This window comes from Pseudomonas sp. 9.2(2024) (genome assembly GCF_039695385.1).
In the GTDB taxonomy this organism is placed as follows: Bacteria; Pseudomonadota; Gammaproteobacteria; order Pseudomonadales; family Pseudomonadaceae; genus Aquipseudomonas; species Aquipseudomonas paraglycinae.
In genome coordinates this window covers 2,585,268-2,604,536 of the sequence record NZ_CP155585.1, presented here as the reverse complement: position 1 = coordinate 2,604,536, position 19,269 = coordinate 2,585,268, and the positions used below count along the sequence as shown (strand labels likewise).

The 19,269-nt window shown below is 59.2% G+C and carries 7 protein-coding genes and 6 pseudogenes; 10 read left to right on the top strand and 3 right to left on the bottom strand.

All coding sequences use genetic code 11. The annotated features are described in order from the left end of the window. Positions 1-2 precede the first annotated feature (2 nt). Together astA and ABFB52_RS11695 are read left to right on the top strand one after the other, a co-directional pair. Positions 3-1,037, top strand: coding sequence for an arginine N-succinyltransferase (gene astA, locus ABFB52_RS11700; RefSeq protein WP_007956239.1), 1,035 nt, complete (start codon positions 3-5; stop codon positions 1,035-1,037). 160 nt (positions 1,038-1,197) lie between these two features. After that, positions 1,198-2,067, top strand: a complete 870-nt coding sequence (locus ABFB52_RS11695; protein ID WP_007956238.1) for an oxaloacetate decarboxylase — start codon at positions 1,198-1,200, stop codon at positions 2,065-2,067. Between the two features lie 78 nt (positions 2,068-2,145). On the opposite strand, the gene ABFB52_RS11690 is transcribed toward ABFB52_RS11695, so the two are convergent. Then, the gene (locus ABFB52_RS11690; protein ID WP_085748230.1) at positions 2,146-2,448 is read right to left on the bottom strand and encodes a hypothetical protein; all 303 of its coding nucleotides are present in this window, start codon (positions 2,446-2,448) and stop codon (positions 2,146-2,148) included. 442 nt (positions 2,449-2,890) lie between these two features. On the opposite strand from ABFB52_RS11690, the gene ABFB52_RS11685 reads away from it, so the two are divergent. Then, positions 2,891-4,033, top strand: coding sequence for an IS481 family transposase (locus ABFB52_RS11685; protein ID WP_129974377.1), 1,143 nt, complete (start codon positions 2,891-2,893; stop codon positions 4,031-4,033). A gap of 273 nt (positions 4,034-4,306) precedes the next feature. On the opposite strand, the pseudogene ABFB52_RS11680 reads toward ABFB52_RS11685, so the two are convergent. Then, positions 4,307-5,537 (bottom strand): annotated as a pseudogene (locus ABFB52_RS11680) (M20/M25/M40 family metallo-hydrolase). An 84-nt stretch (positions 5,538-5,621) separates the two neighbouring features. Continuing rightward, positions 5,622-6,696: pseudogene (locus tag ABFB52_RS11675) on the bottom strand (diguanylate cyclase). A gap of 190 nt (positions 6,697-6,886) precedes the next feature. Here ABFB52_RS11675 and ABFB52_RS11670 point away from each other — a divergent pair. From ABFB52_RS11670 to ABFB52_RS11640, 7 genes and pseudogenes are all read left to right on the top strand, one after another. Beyond that, positions 6,887-8,340, top strand: a pseudogene (locus ABFB52_RS11670) (NAD(P)/FAD-dependent oxidoreductase). Positions 8,341-8,356: 16 nt separating this feature from the next. Next, positions 8,357-9,293, top strand: a pseudogene (locus ABFB52_RS11665) (alpha/beta fold hydrolase). A gap of 111 nt (positions 9,294-9,404) precedes the next feature. Beyond that, positions 9,405-10,783, top strand: a pseudogene (locus ABFB52_RS11660) (VOC family protein). Positions 10,784-11,093: 310 nt separating this feature from the next. Further along, entirely contained in the window at positions 11,094-11,609 is a 516-nt protein-coding gene (locus tag ABFB52_RS11655; protein WP_003226246.1) for an Hcp family type VI secretion system effector, read from the top strand. A 131-nt stretch (positions 11,610-11,740) separates the two neighbouring features. Continuing rightward, positions 11,741-13,783 carry a type VI secretion system tip protein TssI/VgrG gene (gene tssI / locus ABFB52_RS11650; protein ID WP_346836129.1) on the top strand — a complete coding sequence of 681 codons (2,043 nt, stop codon included), beginning with the start codon at positions 11,741-11,743 and terminating at the stop codon, positions 13,781-13,783. After that, a complete protein-coding gene (locus ABFB52_RS11645; protein ID WP_129974322.1) occupies positions 13,773-14,516 on the top strand; it encodes a DUF4123 domain-containing protein in 744 nt (247 codons plus the stop codon). The genes tssI and ABFB52_RS11645 overlap by 11 nt, the downstream gene beginning before the upstream one ends. Then, a pseudogene (locus tag ABFB52_RS11640) lies at positions 14,513-18,882 on the top strand (RHS repeat-associated core domain-containing protein); the annotation flags it as partial. The gene ABFB52_RS11645 and the pseudogene ABFB52_RS11640, both read left to right, overlap by 4 nt. Positions 18,883-19,269 lie beyond the last annotated feature (387 nt).

Below are 19,269 nucleotides of genomic sequence, written 5' to 3'. Positions count from 1 at the left end.
GCATGATTGTCCGTCCGGTCCAAGTCAGCGACCTGCCAGCGTTGATGACGCTGGTGCAACAGGCCGGGCCGGGGTTCACCACCCTGCCCGCCAACGAAGATCGCCTGGCCCACCGGGTACGCTGGGCGCAACGGGCGTTCGCCGAACAGGTCGAGCGGGCCGATGCCGATTACCTGTTCGTGCTTGAAGACGACGAGCAGCGCGTGGTCGGCGTCAGCGCTCTGGCCGGGGCCGTCGGCCTGCGTGAGCCTTGGTACAACTATCGGGTCGGGCTGACCGTCAGCTCGGCGCCGGACCTGGGCATTCAGCGGCAGATCCCGACGCTGTTCCTCAACAACGAACTGACCGGCCAATCGGAGCTGTGCTCGCTGTTCCTGCGCCACGACCAGCGCCATGGCAGCAATGGACGCTTGCTGTCGCTGGGGCGTTTGCTGTTTGTTGCCGAATTCCCGCACCTGTTCGGCGAAAAGATGATCGCCGAACTGCGAGGCAGTGCCGACGAGCAAGGCTGCTCGCCGTTCTGGGACAGTCTGGGCCGGCACTTCTTCCAGATGGACTTCAGCCACGCCGACCACCTGTCCGGTCTCGGCAATAAAGCCTTCATCGCCGAACTGATGCCGCGTCAGCCACTGTATACCTGCCTACTCACCGAACAGGCTCAGGCCGTTATCGGCCAGGCCCACCCCAACACCGAACCGGCATTGAAAATCCTTCAGTCCGAGGGCTTCGCCCACAAAGGCTACATCGACATCTTCGACGGCGGCCCGGTGATCGAGGCGCCGATCCGTAGCATCCGCACCGTGCGCGACAGCCTGGAACTGACCCTGAGCATCGGCACGCCGGACGATCAGGCGCCGCTGTGGTTGATCCACAACCGCCGCCTGGAAAACTGCCGCATCACCGTCGCGCCGGGACGCCGGGTTGGCAGCAGTCTGGTGATCGACCGCCTCACCGCAAAACGCCTGCAATTGCAGCCGGGCAACTCAGTGCGGGCGGTGCCGCTGCCCAATCAACAGCAGCAGGCGGTGGCGGCCTGAGCGCCCATACCTGCTGCGAAAGAGCCTGAACAGGATTTTCCTGGTTAACTTCCTCGTTAATTCGTCATGATCCTTGACCCATTGGCGTGATAGCCTTTTCACCTTCGGCGTTGACACCTTTGCTCAAGCCTTTCCATTCCTTTGTATTGGTGGAACTCGTATGACCAGGCTTTCTCATCAAGATTTGCGCCGTAACTTCCGTCAGCTGCTGGCTTCCGACACCTGCTATCACACCGCCTCGGTGTTCGATCCGATGTCCGCCCGCATCGCCGCTGACCTGGGTTTTGAAGTAGGGATTCTCGGCGGCTCGGTCGCCTCGTTGCAGGTGCTGGGTGCCCCGGACTTTGCCCTGATCACCCTCAGCGAATTCGCTGAGCAGGCCACCCGTATCGGCCGAGTCGCCCAATTGCCGGTGATCGCCGACGCCGACCACGGCTACGGCAACGCGCTCAACGTGATGCGCACCATCGTCGAACTGGAACGCGCCGGCGTCGCCGCGCTGACCATCGAAGACACCCTGCTGCCGGCACAATTCGGCCGCAAATCCACCGATCTGATCACCGTCGCTGAAGGCGTCGGCAAGATCCGCGCGGCACTGGAAGCCCGGGTCGATTCGGAGATGGCAATCATCGCCCGGACCAACGCCGGCATCCTGCCGAACCAGGAAATCATCAGCCGCACCAAGCAGTATCAAGCTGCTGGCGCTGACGGTATCTGCATGGTCGGGATCCAGGACTTCGATCAGCTCGAGCAAATCGCCGAACACCTGACCGTCCCTCTGATGCTGGTCACCTACGGCAACCCGGCACTGCGCGACGACAAACGCCTGGCCGAACTGGGTGTACGCGTAACCATCGACGGCCACGGTGCCTACTTCGCGGCGATCAAGGCGACCTACGACAGCCTGCGCGAACAACGCCAGATCTTCACCCAGGCCTCCGACCTGAGCGCCACCGAACTGACCCACACCTACACCCAGCCTGAGGAATACATCCTCTGGGCCAAGGAATACATGAGCGTCAAAGAGTAACCCCGCACCACGCTACAAAGAGGCAGAGCGGCCCGACGCCATCACGAGTCCACTCGCATGGCGCCCGCCGCGAAACCGCTAGACCGCCGTTTTGAAGCCCTCCTCCCGCTGTAATGCCCGCGTCTGAATCACGTTCAGAATGGCGCAGCCCTCTCGCATCAGCAGATGCACCGCGCTGGTAATCCGCGTCAGATCACAATCGGAAATGCCCTTCAGGTCGAGACTGGAAAACGTGTCCGCCAGATCGCGCACGACCACAAAACGGTGCATCGCACACGCGGCCATGTCGCTGAGTTCTTTTTGGGTATTGATGAAGAGCACCGGGGATTCGGCGTCGTAGGTGTCGATGGGGAGGTAGCGGGGGATTACTTGATCCGACATTGGTGTAACTCCTGTAATTAGGGCTATCACCATTCGCGGCCAAACGAAGAGGGTGGCAGCCGTACGCGGGTTGGCCGACCGGATACAGGAACCGGCACACCCGAAGGTGTCCCACGCACAGCCGCCAAAACACAACAACTTCAGGCAAAAATCGCTGAATATGTTGGACAACTGTACGTTCCTGTATCGACCGGCCAAGGTCGTTCGCGGAGTTTTCCGCGAGCCCGAACTATAGGGGTCGATACTGAAACGCGGCAACAGGGTACGTTGTAGGAAAGGTCTTGGAAAGTTGTGCGCCGCTCACACTTTCCTCATTTCCCACAAAAGCCCCCTCACCCTAGCCCTCTCCCGGTGTATGTACCGGAGACATAGTGGACAGGTGTTCGGAGACATGGTGGACACTTTTAAATAGACACATTGCTCATCACGAAGGAGATGGCCTGTGTCTTGGGAAGAGGTGTCTACCGTGCAGCTTCGTACAGAATTCGTGCTTTTGGCTCGGCAAGAAGGGGCCAATGTTCGGCAGCTTTGCCGTCGATTCAACATCAGCCCTAGCACTGCCTACAAATGGCTCAGCAGGTTTGAAAAATCAGGGGCTGAGGGGATGAGCAATCAGTCGCGACGACCCAAGACGTCACCCAAACGTTGTGCTGACGAGGTGGAGAAGCAGATTCTGACCGTGAGTCAGGAGTACGCGGCTTGGGGCGCTCGCAAGCTCAAACGCGTGCTGGAAGACAAGGGTTTAGTGATGCCTTCCGTCAGCACCGTGCATGCAGTTTTACAGCGTCATTCGCGCGTTGATCCAAAGGCTGCTGAGATCAAACCGTTTATCCGGTTCGAGCATGAGGCGCCCAATGATTTGTGGCAGATGGACTTCAAGGGACACGTCGGTATGCGTCATGGCCGCTGCCACCCTTTGACGATATTGGATGACCATTCCCGCTTCTCGTTGTGCATCGCCGCTTGCGCCAATCAACAACGCCAAACCGTGGAAGAACAGCTTGTTGGAGTGTTTCGCCGATACGGTCTGCCGCAACGCATGACCATGGATAACGGTTCGCCATGGGGTGACCAAACCGGGGTCTACACCGCCCTGGAAGTCTGGCTGATGAGACAGGGCATCCGGGTCAGCCACTCCCGGCCCTACCATCCACAAACGCAGGGCAAGATTGAGCGATTCCATCGCAGCTTGAAGGCCGAAGTTCTGCAGAGTCAGTGCTTTATCGACCTCGTCGGAGCACAAAAAGCCTTCGATATCTGGCGAGAAACTTACAATCAGAAGCGCCCGCATCAAGCCTTGGGAATGGGGGTTCCAGCGAGCCGCTACAGCAGTAGCCCGCTTGAATACCAAGAGACCCGGCCTGTCCTGGAGTACGCGGAAGGAGATTTGGTCAGGAAAGTTCAGGGCAATGGCGAGATGTACTGGAGAAGCAGCCAATTCCTGATCGGAAAGGCCTTCATCGGGGAGCTGATAGCGATCAGGGGAACGACAGAAGATGGCATCTACGATGTCTACTGGAGCAGACATCGCATTGCCCGAATTGACTTGATTCAACAGACCGTTGTATCAGGTAAGCGGATTTGAAAACCGTCCACCATGTCCCCGAACATGTGTCCACCATGTCTCCGGTACATACACCCGGAGGGAGAGGGAACCGATTGGGGGATGCTCAGGATATTCATCGACCTGGATGCACTTCACCGAATCCATAATCGACTCGGTGTTTCAGGTCGATGTATAGCGCAAGACACCTCGGTCAGCTCCCTCTCCCTCCGGGCGGTCCGACGTTTCGGGAGGGCTGGGGTGAGGGAGAAATCTGCCTGACACCCCGCCAACTCCGCTACTCCACCGACCGGCTCACCGCCCCTTAGCCAATTCCATAATCATCCGCGACAACAGATAAATCCGCGGCGCCACGCTCTCCACCTCCGCGTATTCCTCCGGCGTATGAATGTTGCCGCCGACAATCCCGAACCCGTCCAGCGTCGGCGTCCCTACCCCGGCCGACAGGCTCGCATCCGCCGCCCCGCCGCTGCCTTCTTCGGTCAACTTGCGGCCGATTTCGCCGTAAATCCCTTGCGCCATCGCCATCAACCGATCCGACTCCGCCGTCTGCGGCATCGGTGGCAAGCCGCGTTGCAGCGAGGTCTTCACTTCGGTATCGGGGATCAACTTGTCCTGCGACACCCGCGCCAGATCCTTCTCGATCCGGTCGAACTCTTCCGGCACCGCCGCCCGCACGTCAGCCTTGGCCGTGGCCTGATCCGGGATCACGTTGGTGCGATCACCGGCCTTGAGCACGGTGAAGTTGATGGTGGTTTTCCTGGCTTCGTCGCCGAGTTTGCCGAGTTGCAGGATCTGGTGCGCCGCTTCCATCGCCGCGTTGCGCCCCAGTTCCGGTGCGACGCCGGCGTGAGCAGCCTTGCCCTTGACCTCCACCAGCGCGGTGGCGCTGCCCTTGCGCCACATCACCAGTCCATCCGCCGGACGGCCCGGTTCAAGATTGAGGGTCACGTCGTGAAGCTTGGCGGTTTTCTTGATCAGGTCGGTGGCGACGTCCGAGCCGGTTTCTTCGCTGGCATCGAGCAGGAAGGTGATTTGCGCGTAGTCCTTGAAGTCGAGGTTCTTCAGGATCTTCAGCGCGTAGATGCCGGCGACAATCCCGCCCTTGTCGTCCATCACCCCCGGCCCGTAGGCGCGGCCGTCCTTGATGTGGAACGGTCGCTCGGCGGCGGAGCCTTCCTTGAACACCGTGTCCATGTGCGCCATCAGCAGGATTTTCGCCTTGCCGGTGCCTTTGAGCGTGGCGAGCACGTGGTTGGTTTTTTCCGGGGTGTTGGGTACCAGTTCTATGGTCGCGCCGAGCTTTTTCAGCTCATCAATGGCGATGTCGCTGACTTGCTTTAGCCCCGGTTCATAGCCGGAACCGGAGTCGATATTGACCAGGCGCTCGAGCAGTTTCAGGGCTTCGGGTTTGTATTGCTCTGCGTCGGCCAGCACCTGTTTGTGCGGTTCGGCAAAGACACCGGAGGCTGCAAAAGTGAGGGACAGGCCGGCCAGCAGAAGAACGACGGAATTTGAACGTCATGAATCAATCCTTGTTTCGTGTCGGGTACTGAACCGTACCTGACATCGCCCCAAGGCTCTATCCCGGATGCGACACCCGATCCGTTCAAACCGAATCGAATACCTCGCGCCGCGGCTTGTCGTCGCTGCAGCAGATCACCCGGTTACGCCCGCCGGCCTTGGCTTCGTACAGCGCCTGATCGGCGTCATCCAGCCAGCGTGTCGCGTCGCCGTGAGCCGGATCGAGCGCCGCCAGACCGATGCTCAGGCTGACTTTCAGCGCCGGGTTCTGTTCGTACACCAGAAAGGAAAAACGCTCACGCAAGGCTTCCATCGCCTGCGCCGCATTGAACAGCGGCAAGTCCGGCAGGATCACGCAAAACTCGTCGCCGCCGTAGCGCCCCGCCACATCGGCCATACGCAGGTTCTGCTTGAGCATCTTGCTCAACTGGCGCAGGACGATATCGCCGGCCACGTGGCCGTAGGTGTCGTTGATTGCCTTGAAGTGATCGATGTCGATCAGCGCAATCGCAGCGCCTGTCTGCTGGCGTTTGCAGCGTTCGAATTCGATTTCCAGTTGATCCTTCCAGGCGCCGTGATTGAGCAGACCGGTGAGGCTGTCGGTGCGGCTCAGGGCCAGCAATTCACGTTTATGCAGGCCGAGGGTGTAGGCCTGGCGAAAGCAGATCCAGCCCAGCGCCAACGGATACAGCATCAACAGCGGCAGACAGGCATAAAGCTGTGCCGGCGTGGTCATCGGGACGAACGCGGGGGCAAATACCACCAGCCCGACGCCGACGCCGAGCAACTGCGCCGCCGCCCGGCCAGCAGAAAACGCAGGCCGCCGATGGCAACGTTGTTCATCGCCATCATCGAAATGGTCGTGGCACTGGGCAAGGGATTGAAGTGCATGGCGGCGACCCAGAAGCCACCGAGGAAGGCGTCGATCAACAGGTTGCGGTGTTCGGCGTGGTACGGAACCTTCGCCCGGCGGGCCCATTGATAAGCAAGGTGCGGCCAGACAGCAGGCCGTTGAACAGCATCAGCGCCCAGACCCAGGCCGGCGGGTCGAGCGGGTACATCGCGACGCTCACGCACAAAAGCCCCAGGACCAGCCCGAGGGTTCGCGATGTGTAGAGCCTCCTGGCCAGTGAAAGTCCCTTTCCTCCCGTTCTTCCCATAAGGGCCTCGACCACTCGACGGTACTGCGCAGACCGCAGACCCGATGTGCTGGGAGTCTATCAGGGCAACGTTAAATAGCCATCACCGGCCAGCGGGCCGAATACCTCGTCATCAGCACCACACGGCGGGCAAATGATTGGCTATACATGAAAGGAAGAAAATGGAAAAAAGACTCTAAGAAGGATGCCCATGCAGACCTATCAAGTGTTGATCATCGGCAGCGGTTTTGGCGGCCAGTGCGCGGCGGTCAATCTGCTCAAGGCCGGTATCGACGACTTTCGCTTGCTGGAACGCCGGGACTTTTTCGGCGGCACCTGGTGCCAGAACACCTACCCCGGCGCAGCGGTGGATGTGCCGTCGCCGCTGTATTCGCTGTCGTTTGCGCCTTACCGCTGGACCCAGATGTTCGCCGAACAGGCTGAACTGCATCGCTACACCGACCATGTAATCGAACGCTTCGGCCTGCGTGACCGGGTGGAACTGCAGGCCAACGTCGAGCGCGTCGAATGGGACGACACCGAAAAGCGCTGGGCCGTACACACCGGCACCAAAGGCATTTTTTATGCGCAGTTCCTGATCAATGCCACCGGGCCGTTGAGCCAACCGGTTATCCCACACTTCCCCGGTCAGGATCGCTTTCAGGGCAAGACCTTTCATACAAATAATTGGGATCACAGCTACGACTATCACGGTAAACGAGTAGCGATTGTCGGCAGCGGCGCCAGTGCGGCTCAGGTGATTCCGGCGATTGCGCCGAAGGTCGCCCGATTGCACGTGTTTCAGCGCACCGCGCACTGGGTGCTGCCCGGGCCGACCGTACGTTCGGTCGGTTCCAGCGCTGGCTGCTGGGTCTGAAACCCGCCTACAAACTGCTGCGCTGGATGATCTACTGGCAATTCGAAACCCGGGTCATCGCCTTCAAATACTCGAAACCGGCGATTCACATGGTGCAGCGACACGCCCTGAAGTTTCTCAAACGCCAGGTGACTGACCCCGAGTTGCGGAAAAAACTGACACCGGACTTCACCATCGGCTGCAAACGGGTGCTGCTCTCCAGCACCTATTACCCGGCGCTGACCCGGCCCAACGTCACGTTGCACAGCCGCGAACAGGGCATCGCCAGCCTCGATGAAACCGGCATCGTCACCACGGACGGTCAGCACATCAACGTCGATCTGATCGTCTGGTCGACCGGTTACGACGCCACCGACGGCGTGATTTCCTACCCGGTCAGCGGAAAAAACGCCGTGCAACTGCGCGATGTGTGGGCGCAATACCCGCGCGCCTACCTCGGCACCAGCCTGCCAGACTTTCCCAATCTGTTTATCGTCACCGGGCCGAACACCGGCATCGGCCACACCTCGGCGCTGTTCATCATCGAATCGCAGATGAACTACATCCTCGACTGCATCCGCACCTTGCAGGCCAAAGGTCTGCGCAGCATCGAAGTTCGCCCCGAAGCAGAACGTACCTACACTCAGATGATTCACCGGGAAATGGAACGCACGGTCTGGAAAACCGGCGGCTGCCACAGTTGGTATCAAAGCAGGAGCGGTCACGTGATCGCGATGTTCCCCGGCTTCAGTTTCAGCTACCACCGGTTGACCCGGGCGCTGAAACCGGCCGACCACATTCTGTCTTGAACAAGGAAGACCCACGATGCTTTTGCTGTTTGTCGCCCTCGCGGTTTTCGTGGCCTGGAGCTGGTTGAGCTACCCGGCAGTCGGCCACTGGCTCTACGATCTGAGCGCGGCCCTGGAGGCCAGGCTGTACCGGCTGCACAAGATTGAAGTGCCGATTGCCGAAATGACCGTATCGACCTGGCAAGGCGGGCCTTATGAAGCATCGAGCAGCATTTTGATGCTGCACGGCTACAGTGCCGAAAAGAACCTGTGGCTGCGCTTCGCCCGGCATTTTGTCGGGCAGTACCGGGTGATCATCCCGGATCTGGCCGGCCACGGCGAAACCGGCTTCAAGGCCGGCGGTGGCTACGACATTCCGGTGCAGGCCAAGCGCATGATCCAGTTGCTCGACGTCTGCGGCGTCGAGAAGGTCCACGTGATCGGCAACTCCATGGGCGGCTACATCGCCGCGTGGCTGGCGGCGACCTACCCCGACCGCATCGCATCGGTGGCGCTGATCGACCCGGCCGGCGTCACTGCGCCGAGGCCAGCGACATGGAGCGCCACCTGGCCCGTGGGCACAATCCGTTTCTGATCAATTCCCGGAAGAATTCCGACGCTTCTATGCCATGACCATGGCCTCGCCACCGTGGGTGCCCGGTCTGGTGCTCGACGCGATCGCCCAGCGCTACGAACAATGCCGCGACGAACTGGAAGAGATCTTCCGGGATTTTCGCGCCAGCCCGCCGATGGAGCCGAAACTGCCGGACATCAAATGCCCGGCGCTGTTGCTCTGGGGCCGCAAGGACCGGTTGATCGACGTCAGCAGCGTGCCGGTGTGGAGCAAAGGCATCAGCAATTTGCGGGTCGATGTCTGGGACGGCGTCGGCCATATGCCGATGGTCGAGCAACCGTCGAACACGGCACGTCTGTATCGCGAGTTTCTGGGGGAGCATTCGCGTCAGGACAGGTAAACGGTCAGTCGTTGGCAGAATGAAGTTCGTAGGATTCTTCGTTTGCCCGCGTCAGCGAAGGCTGCGATCTTTTCCGACATCCTCTACGTGACCGTGCCAGGAATTTTTTTCATGACCGTGCAGCCTTTCGTCAGCCCCGACCTGATCCGCCAACGCTTCTCCAAAGCGATGTCCGACATGTACCGCGAAGAAGTGCCGCTGTACGGCGCGTTGATGGAACTGGTGGAGCAGACCAACCGCGAAGTACTGGCACGCGAGCCGCAAATCGCCAGTCAACTGCACAGCACCGGTGAGATCGAACGGCTGGACATGGAGCGCCACGGCGCAATCCGCGTTGGTACCGCCGCTGAACTGGCCACCCTCGCCCGCTTGTTCGCAGTGATGGGCATGCAACCGGTGGGCTATTACGACCTGACCCCTGCCGGGTGCCGGTGCATTCCACGGCGTTTCGCGCGGTGCATGAAGATGCGCTGCAGGTCAGCCCGTTCCGGGTGTTCACTTCGTTGCTGCGACTGGAATTGATTGAAGACCCCGAACTGCGTGCCTTTGCTGAATCGGTGCTGGATAAGCGTTCGATCTTCACACCGGCGGCGCTGCGCCTGATCGAACAGGCCGAGTCCGCTGGCGGGCTGAATGAATCCGAGGCCGGGGAATTTGTCCTGCAGGCGCTGGAGACTTTTCGCTGGCACCACAGCGCCACCGTCACCGCCGCGCAGTACCAGACGCTCAGCGCCCAGCATCGTCTGATTGCCGATGTCGTGGCCTTCAAAGGCCCGCACATCAACCACCTGACCCCGCGCACGCTGGACATCGACATCGTCCAGGCGCAGATGCCGCAGCACGGCATCACGCCCAAAGCGGTGATCGAAGGCCCACCGCGCCGGCAGCACCCGATCCTGTTGCGTCAGACCAGTTTCAAGGCGCTGGACGAGCCGATCGCCTTCACCGACCAGACGCAAACCCGCGGCAGCCACAGCGCCCGCTTCGGTGAAATTGAACAACGGGGCGCGGCGCTGACCCCCAAGGGCCGTGCGTTGTACGACCGGCTGCTGAACGCGGCACGCGATGAACTCGGCGATTTCCCCAACGAAGCCAATGCCTCACGCTACAACGCCCTTATGACCCAGCATTTCAGCGAATTCCCTGACAGCCTCGAGGGCATGCGCGAGCAGGAACTGGCGTATTTCCGTTATTTCCTGACAGACAAAGGGCTTGAGGCGGGTCGTCCCGCTGATGTTTCGCTGCAAGCTTTGTTGCGCGACGGCTATGTGAAAGCCGAACCGCTGGTGTACGAAGATTTCCTGCCGGTGAGTGCAGCGGGGATTTTTCAGTCGAACCTGGGGGACGCAGCGCAGACGCACTATGGCGAGCATTCCAACCGACAGGCGTTCGAACTCGCCCTCGGGCGTTCGACCATTGATGAATTGGGGTTGTATGCCGAGACGCAACAACGCTCGATTGAAGACTGCCTGGCGGTGTTGAATCGATAACGCGGCGATTAGCCATACTGCGCAAGAAGTTGCGCAGTTCCCCGTAATAAAACCCCTATAAAACCTTTGAAACCCTTGTGCCACGTGCCCTCCAGCCAAGTGCGCAAGAAGTTGCGCAGTACTGCGCAACTTCTTGCGCACTTTTTGCCTGGATCCCCGCCCCTTTTCGCTAAAACCAAGGTCGCTCAGCGCCAACTCATTGGTTTATAAGGCTTCGAAAATCTTGGCACGCTCCTTGATAACAGTCAGCCACCCACCGGGCGATTTCGCCTCCCGGGCACCCTAACTTTATCCGCAAGGAGCACCTCCCATGGCAACACCAGCGTACATGTCGGTTACCGGCGAAAAACAAGGCCTGATCACTGCCGGCGCCTTCACCGCCGACTCCGTTGGCAACACCTACCAGGAAGGTCACGAAGACCAGGTCATGGTTCAGGCGTTCAGCCACGACGTGATCATCCCGCGTGACCCACAATCCGGTCAGCCAACCGGTCAGCGCGTTCACAAGCCAGTGATCATCACCAAGGTCTACGACAAGGCTTCGCCACTGCTGCAAGCCGCTCTGACCTCCGGCGAGCGCATGAGCGAAATCGTTATCCAGTGGTACCGCACTTCGGCTCAAGGTACCCAAGAGCACTACTACACCACCAAACTGGAAGACGCGATCATCGTCGCCATCAACAACAAAATGCACAACTGCCAGGATCCAGGCAACTCGCACTTCACCCACCTGGAAGAAGTGCAGTTCACCTACCGTAAAATCACCTGGACCCACGAAGTATCCGGTACTTCGGGTTCCGATGACTGGCGTGCTCCAGTCGTTTAATTACGGCTGATCGTTTCAAGCATCGGCCAGCTCTGCTGGTCGATGTTGTTTACGCCCCTCCAGAATTTCGCGTACGTTGACCCGCTTTGCGGGCGTCGACGAGCGCCGCTGTACAGCACGAGGAACAAGGGATGTTCGCGCCGGCCAATGAAACCCACTTTGCCCTGACCATCGAAGGTCTTTCCGCCGACTTTCAGGTGTTTACCCTGAGCGGCCGGGAAGCCATCAGCCAGCCTTTTGTGTTTGAGGTGGAGCTGGTCAGTGAGCAGCCGTCGCTGGACCTCGAAACCCTGCTGCACAAACCGGCCTTCCTGCAGCTGTCGCCCGACGGCAGCGGCATCCACGGCCTGATCTACCGCGCCGCGCAAGGCGATTCCGGCAAGCGCCTGACGCGCTACTCCGTGACCCTGCGCCCGCAACTGGCGTACCTCGCCCACCGGATCAACCAGCGGATCTTCCAGAACCTCAGCGTGCCGAAAATCATCGGCAAGGTCCTCGAAGATCATGGCATCCAGGGCAACGCCTACGCCTTCCAGACCGGCTCGATCTACCCGGAGCGCATCTACTGCGTGCAGTACGACGAATCGGACCTGCATTTCATCCAGCGCCTGTGCGAAGAAGAAGGCATTCACTACCACTTCCAGCACAGCGCCACGGGCCACAAACTGGTGTTCGGCGATGACCAGACGGTGTTCAAGAAACTGGCGCCGGTGGCCTATCAGCAGGACTCCGGCATGGTCGCCAGCGACCCGGTGATCAAGCGCTTCGACCTGCGCCTGGAAACCCGCACCAGCCGCACCACGCGCCGCGACTACGACTTCGAAAAACCGCGCCTGACGCTGGAAAGCGAAAACCGCGGCGACGCCCTGCCCGACCTCGAGGACTACGACTACCCGGGCCGTTTCGTCGACCGCGAACGCGGCAAACACCTGGCTAAACGCGCCCTCGAACGTCATCGCAGCGACTTCCAGCTCGCCGAAGGCAAGAGCGACCAGCCGTTGCTGGTCAGCGGCCATTTCCTCGCGCTGAAAGAACACCCGAAGGCCAAGTGGAATGACCTGTGGCTGCTCACCGAAGTCCTGCACGAAGGCAAGCAGCCGCAAGTGCTGGAAGAGTCGGTGACCAGCGACACCACCGCGCTCAAAGACGATTTCCACCAGGGCTACCGCAACCGCTTCCAGGCCACCCCGTGGGACGTGCCGAACCGCCCGCCCCTGCGCCACCCGAAACCGCGCATCCTCGGCAGCCAGAGCGCCGTGGTCACCGGCCCTAAAGGCGAAGAAATCCACTGCGACGAATACGGCCGCGTGAAAGTCCAGTTCCACTGGGATCGTGAAGGTCAGGCCGACGACAAAACCAGCTGCTGGCTGCGCGTGTCTTCCGCCTGGGCCGGCGCCCAGTACGGCGGCATCGCCATCCCGCGCATCGGCATGGAAGTGCTGGTGACCTTCCTCGAAGGCGACCCCGACCAGCCGCTGATCAGCGGCTGCCTGTACCACAAGGAAAACACCGTCCCTTACGCCCTGCCGGCGAACAAGACCCGCACCACCTTCAAGACCCTGAGCTCGATGGGCGGCGGCGGCTTCAACGAACTGCGCATCGAAGACAAGAAAGGCCAGGAACAGATCTTCCTGCACGCCCAGCGCGACTGGGACGAAAACATCGAACACGACCAGAAAATCCGCGTCGGCAACGAACGCCACGACGTCGTGGAAAAGAACAGCTACACGGAATTCAAGGCCGAAGAACACCACACGGTTTATGAAGACCGCAAAGTCGAAGCACGGGCCAACGATCACCTGACCGTGGGCGTGAACCAGCACATCAAGATCGGCACCGGGCAGTTCATCGACGCGGGGCAGGAAATTCACCTGAGCAGTGGCATGAAGGTGGTGCTGGAGGCTGGGGCCGAACTGACGCTGGTCGGCGGTGGCAGCTTCATCAAGATCGATGGCGGCGGCGTGACCATGAGCGGGCCGGCGATCAACATCAACTCCGGCGGAGGACCGGGCAGCGGCACCGGTGCTGCACCGCTGATGCCGGGCGTGCTGAAGCAGGCGGATGCCGACAAGGCGGGCTCCGTGCTGACCCCGGCGCAAATCAACACCCTCAAACGTAATGCGCCATTCTGTGAAGAGTGTGAAAAATGCAAGGCAGGTGCCTGTGCCATCTAATCGACTGACACCCAAGGACTGGCTGGCACAACAGCCGCTGCAAAAAGACGAACGTCTGTATCTGATCGTCAGCGCCGCCAGTGATGCCGAAGCGCTCAAGGCCTTGTATCAGAGCGAACCGTCCGTGCAGGCCATTCCCGTCTGGGGTGGAACGCCCTACTCCACTTGGCAACCGGTGATGCCTTACGTCGCCGAACTCAAGGCCAACTCGGCCTTCCTGCCCTGGATCACCAAAACCGACGCCCTCGACTGGGGCTGGCTGGCGGTCTCCCGCTCGGAGCCCAACGAAGTTTTCGAACACCTGCGCAGTTTGACCCAAGTGAAGATGCCGGACGGGACCGAAGTGTTTTTCCGGTTCTGGGATGGGCGGCATATCTATCCGATTCTTGATGGGCTGGGTGAGACGGCCGGGGAAGTGTTGCCGGTGTTTGAGCGGTATCTGATTAATGGGCGGAGCCTGGAAGTCGGGCCGAGGGTGGTGCCGAAGGCGAAAGATTGGCCGTGGTGGGAGGTGCCGAAAGACCTGCTGGACAGCTTGATGGCCGAAAACCCTTCGACCGTGATCGGCAACATGATGCAGTGGCTGCTGGACGAACATGCCGACCTGTACTTCTCGTTCCCTGAATCGAACCTGCAAAAGAAAGTGGCGCGTTTCGTAAAACGCACGCCACTCACGGAAGAAAATTTTACCGGCCTGCTGAAGGCCCATCTGGAAAGTGAGGTGGCTGTATGAGCATTTTGATGGGTGAGATTGTTGCCAATCTCAATGCAAAACAGCCTGATGCTCAGGCCATCATCAGCGACTTCAAGAAGTGCCTGAAGGATTATCGCGAGCATGCCGAAGCCTGGTACGGCAGCATTCTGGACGCAGAGCAACAGTTCAAGGTCGGTGACGAAGTCGGTACGGCGGACAAAGACAGCAAAAAGGAAAATACCCTTTATGCCAACTGCCCTGCCAACGGCAAACTCAAACTTGTACATAGTTTTGAGTCTGCGCGTTTTGTACCTATCGGCAATACGCCGGTGCGACTGGTGCCGGTGGAGAATGGCAAGCTCTACGGAAAGAACGAAGTCGGTCAACCGATCAACGTCAAAATCGGTCCAAGCGGGATTCTGGAGGTCACTGGCCTCAAACCGCATCAGCAATATGAAATCACTTTTTTCCCGAATCCCACCAAGGCTCAGATCGATAGCCTGTTCAACTCCTATCAAGGCGTAATCGGGGACCTTAGCGGCTGGCTGCAAACAGAGTGGACCACCGACTTTCTGCCACTTTGGCAAGCGCATACCAATGCATCCATGGCTGGACGGGCATTGCAGCAATTGGAGTCGGCGTGGAAGGGGTTCCTCAAGGCGATTATGGGGCTGTGGGGGACATCAAAAGTCTGTACGACCTGGTTGCACACCCTCGGGAAAACTACGAAAAACTCAAAAAATTCTTCACCGAAGAACAGATAAAGAAGATCTATAACGCTTCAAAAGAAGCCATTCAAACAGCCCTGCTGATCGCCAGTGACGAGCCACTTATGTGGATCTACGTCGCAGCTATCGTAGCGTGGGTCAAAATGCTGCCTCCGCAGACCTGCACTGAAGTGCTGGCAGAACTGACTACGGAAGTACTGCTGAACATCCTGATCGGTATTGTGTTGACGGGCGGGATCGGTTTGGCCGTCCGTATTGGCACCAAGGGCCTTAATGCTGCAAGGAACAGCGGCAAGGTCATGACACTGATTGAAGACTTCACGTCGATGCTGATGAAGATCAGCAAGAAGAATGCGACAGCACACGCCGATACGGCGAAACCGTTGATGCTCAACGGCAATTCGCCACTGAACCAGGCGAGAAAGGCGAGCGTAGAAATTGCGCCTCCAAAACCCGCAGAGACCGCCACACCACCAAAGAAAAAACCACCCGTTTCCGGAGGTGCTGTAGAGACGGATGCGCAGATTCATGCACGCGGCAAGAAGGAAAACAGCACCCGCGCTCAACAACAGGAAAAAGTAGACAACGCGCCCAACCAGTCCAAAAACCCAGCGGATCAACCTGCTCAGTGCGCCGATAAGACCTGCACTAACGGTGAACCGGTATCGATGGTTACCGGCGAGGAATTGCTGACGCTCACTGACGGCGTATTGGGTGGGCTGCTACCCATTGAATGGACACGTCTCTATCGCAGCAGCGCGGTTGAAATCGACGGGCGTCTCGGCCATGGCTGGAGCCACTCCCTATCCCATCGCCTGCAAATCAACGATGAAGGCGTGTTGTGGACTGATAACGAAAACCGTCAGACCCGCTTCCCGATGCCGACCGAACAACGTCCAGCCATTACCAACAGTCTGGCTCAGGCGGCGATTTATCTGGGCAGCGCGCCGGGTGAACTGATCCTCACCCAAGCAGGGGCAAAACCACGCTTTTATCACTTCCGCGCAGACCGCCTGACGACGGTCAGTGACTCGTACGGAAATCAGGTGCATATCAGCTATGACCTCGTGGGGCGGATCCAGCGCATCGATAACGGTGCTGGCCGCGCGTTGCTGTTGCGCTACGACGATCGCCATATCGTTGCCGTGGATCAGCAACAACAGCGTTCCGAGTATGACGAGCGTGGTGAGCGCCAGGATCCGTGGCTGACCATTCAGACCCTCGTCACCTATCGCTACAACGCTAGCAATCAATTGGTCTCGGCCTCCAACGCTGCAGGCGAAACCGAGCATTACCGTTATAACGATCAGCACGTCATTCTTGAGCGGCAACTGGCCGGTGGCGCCAGTTTCTTCTGGGAATGGGAACGTGAAGGCAAACTCTCCCGCTGCGTACGTCATTGGGCCAACTACTCCCAACTGGAAGCTCGCTACGAGTGGGATGACAAGGGCACGGTAACGGTTCACAACGCCGATGGCAGTGAACAGGTTTACTTGCATGACGAAAATGCACGCCTGATCAGTGAAACCGCTGCCGATGGTGCTGAAACGCAAAACGCCTATGACGCTGAGGGGCGTCTTGTTGCTGTAAAAGATCCAATGGGGGCCATCACCGAGTATCAATACAGCGATGCCGGACGATTGATGGCTGTCATCCCGCCGGAAGAAGAACCGACCCACTACAACTATTTCGATGGTCAACTGATTGAAGTCAAACGTGGCAAGGCCCGTTGGCAGTACGACCGCAATCAACAAGGCGACATCACCCAGCAAATAGACCCACAGGGCAACGAAACCCGCTACAGCTACGACCGCCAGGGCCGCTTGCTAGAAATTCACCATCCTGATGGCAGCCGCCATCAACTGGGCTGGAACAACCTCGGCCAATTACTGGAGGAGCGCCTTCCGGACGGTGGTCAGCGCAAGTATCGCTATGACGCACTCGGACGCCAGATCACCCGGCAGGACGAATTCGGCGCCATTACCCATTACCAATGGGACGCCGTCGATCGCCTGACCCAGATCACCCTCCCCGGCGGTGCCACCCGGGCTTTCACCTACAATCCCTACGGACGCGTCACCGCTGAACGCGACGAGCTCGGCCGCATTACACGCTACGAATACGCCGACAACCTGCATCTGGTCAGCCGCCGCATCAATCCCGACGGCAGCCAGCTGCGCTATCGCTACGACAACGCGGGCCTACTGCTCACTGAAATCGAAAACGAACGCGGCGAGCACTACAAGCTCGACTACTACGCCAACGGCCTGATCCAGCAGGAAACCGGATTCGACGGCCGCCGCACCGCGTACGAATACGATCTCAATGGCCAGTTGCTGAAGAAGACCGAATTCGGCGACGACGGCAGCGAACTGATCACCGAATATCAGCGCGATGCTGCCGGTCGACTGCTGGTGAAAACCCTCGCCGATGGCGAAGAGATTCACTACAGCTACGATGCCCTGGGCCGTCTGGTGAATGTCAACGACGGGCACTGGCCGCTTGCCTACGAATACGACGTGCAGGATCGCCTGATCACCGAACACCAGGGTTGGGGCACCACACGTTACGAATACGACAGCGTCGGGCAACTGAGTCACTGCCGCCTCCCCGACGGCAGCACACTCGACTACCGCCATTTGTCAGGCGGACGTCTGAGTAGCATCGACCTCAACGGCTCACGCCTGACCAGCCACCAATTCAATGCCGGTCGCGAGCAGCAGCGCCAGCAAGGACTGTTGCTCAGCCAGTACCAGTACGACGAACAAGGTCGCCTGCAAGCGCACAGCGTCAGCCAGCGTGAAAAAAACCTGTTCCAGCGTCGCTATAACTACGACGCAAACGGCAACCTCGCCGGCATCGACGACAGCCGAAAAGGCAACCGCAGCTTCCACTACGACCCGCTGGACCGCTTGACCAGCGTACGTGGCGCGACACCTGAAACGTTCGCCCACGATCCGGCCGGCAACCTGCTCGGCCAGAACAACGAAGGCACAGCCAACCTCGCCAACGTCAAAGGCAATCGCCTGCTGATGCAGGGCGACCGCCACTACGACTACGACGCCTATGGCAACCTGATCCGCGAACGCCGTGGCACCGGACAGAAACTTGTCACCGAATACCGCTACGACTGCCAGCATCGACTGATCGGTGTCAGCCTGCCGGGCGGCAGCAATGCATCCTATAAGTACGACCCCTTCGGTCGCCGCATCGAGAAAACTGTCGATGGCCATACCACCGAATTCTTGTGGCAAGGCGAACGCCTGATCGCCGAAAGCGCGGACAACCGTTATCGCACTTACATCTACGAACCCGGCAGCTTCCGCCCGCTCGCGATGCTCGACGGCGAAGGCCCGCGTAAGGCAACGCCGTTCTACTATCAACTCGATCATCTGGGCACACCGCAGGAACTCACCGACTACAGTGGCGAGATCATGTGGTCGGCGAAGTACCGTGCGTACGGCAACCTCGCTGCGCTGGATGTCAGTGAAATCGACAACCCGTTGCGATTCCAAGGTCAGTACTTTGATGCCGAGACGGGCCTACACTACAACCGTCATCGCTACTACAATCCGGGTACTGGGCGGTTTTTGACACCGGATCCGATCAAGCTTGCGGGTGGGTTAAATAGCTACCAGTACGTGACTAACCCTACTGGCTGGATAGACCCGCTGGGGCAAACTGAGTGCCCAGGAGGAAACGAAGGTGGTCTGGATCATCAAAGAAACCAGAGGATGTACCGAAGGTAAAAGAAGGGACGCCAACTCCGCCTATTGCTGACAGAAAATTTAAACCCGGAGAGGATGTACGTCACTTTGAGAAGCATGGAGAGGAAATTGGGCAAACGCTAGGCCACGACAACTACACACTCGAACAGTATGTGGCTGATGCCAACTCCGTTATTCGGAACGGGACGTTTACACCTGAGTTAAACGCTTACGTCGCAATTCCTGGAGGGGTTGGAAGTGCAAAAGGTTTGCTCGTTGGGGTCGATAGGGCTACTGGAGAAATTACTACGATGCACCTCAAACCCATTTCATTCTTTGAAAATAAAGCTCCGAGTT

Coding starts and splice junctions, on each gene's coding strand:
- astA (WP_007956239.1), top strand. CDS start 3: ATGATTGTCCGTCCGGTCCAAGTCAGCGACCTGCCAGCGTTGATGACG.
- ABFB52_RS11695 (WP_007956238.1), top strand. CDS start 1,198: ATGACCAGGCTTTCTCATCAAGATTTGCGCCGTAACTTCCGTCAGCTG.
- ABFB52_RS11690 (WP_085748230.1), bottom strand. CDS start 2,448: ATGTCGGATCAAGTAATCCCCCGCTACCTCCCCATCGACACCTACGAC.
- ABFB52_RS11655 (WP_003226246.1), top strand. CDS start 11,094: ATGGCAACACCAGCGTACATGTCGGTTACCGGCGAAAAACAAGGCCTG.
- tssI (WP_346836129.1), top strand. CDS start 11,741: ATGTTCGCGCCGGCCAATGAAACCCACTTTGCCCTGACCATCGAAGGT.